Here is a 676-nt window from a genome sequence, read left to right as displayed (position 1 = left end):
CACCGCCTTGCCATGCTTGTGCACCAGCTCGTGCGCGGCCACAGCCATCTCCTGGCCGGCTTCTATGTGGTCGGCGATCAGGAAGACGGTGTCGGTGTTGGGGTCGAAGAACCCCTGGGCCAGACCTGTGTCTTGCGAGCCCATGTCCACCTCGCCGACCAGGGGCTCCCAGTGCGCCTGGATGTCGGCTGAGGTGGCCACGACCACACGGCCGAGGCCGTTGGCCAGCAGGCCCATGCTGATGGTGAGCTTGGCCACGGCAGCGCGCACGTACTGCACGGTGGCGGGCTTGGAGGGCAGGCCCCTGGCCTGTGAAGCTTGATCTGGTGGGCTGCGGCTGAATTGCTGGCCCGATAGGGAGGGCCGGGAGGGGCCTGCCCAGGCTGGGGCGCTTGGCGGCTGCTGCAGCAGGAACTGCCGCGCTTTGCCCACTTGGTCAAGCCCGACGAGCACGCCGCCCTTGCGCCGCAGCACGCGGTCCACGCCGCCTTGGCGCAGGCGCTCCTGCAACTGTGTGGGATCGCCTCGGACCATCAGCGTGCCGTCGAGCTGCGTCTCCATGCTCGCTGCGCTTGGGGAGGTCGGTGCTGGACCGCCTTCGGCAACCCGGCGCCCTTGGGTCAGCGAGAAGCCTTTGCCGCCCGTATGTACGCCCTGCTGGTGCAGCGTGCGCCCT

Annotated in this window: 1 protein-coding gene; it reads right to left on the bottom strand. The window is 69.1% G+C overall.

The genetic code is table 11. From position 1 onward, the window contains the following. On the bottom strand, positions 1 to 561 hold a 561-nt coding region (locus ASE31_RS32080), incomplete at its 3' end, for a hypothetical protein (RefSeq protein WP_162261416.1). Positions 562 to 676: the final 115 nt, after the last annotated feature.

This window comes from Acidovorax sp. Root217 (genome assembly GCF_001428645.1).
Taxonomy (GTDB): Bacteria; Pseudomonadota; Gammaproteobacteria; order Burkholderiales; family Burkholderiaceae_C; genus Acidovorax.
This window is presented reverse-complemented; position numbering and strand designations above follow the sequence as displayed.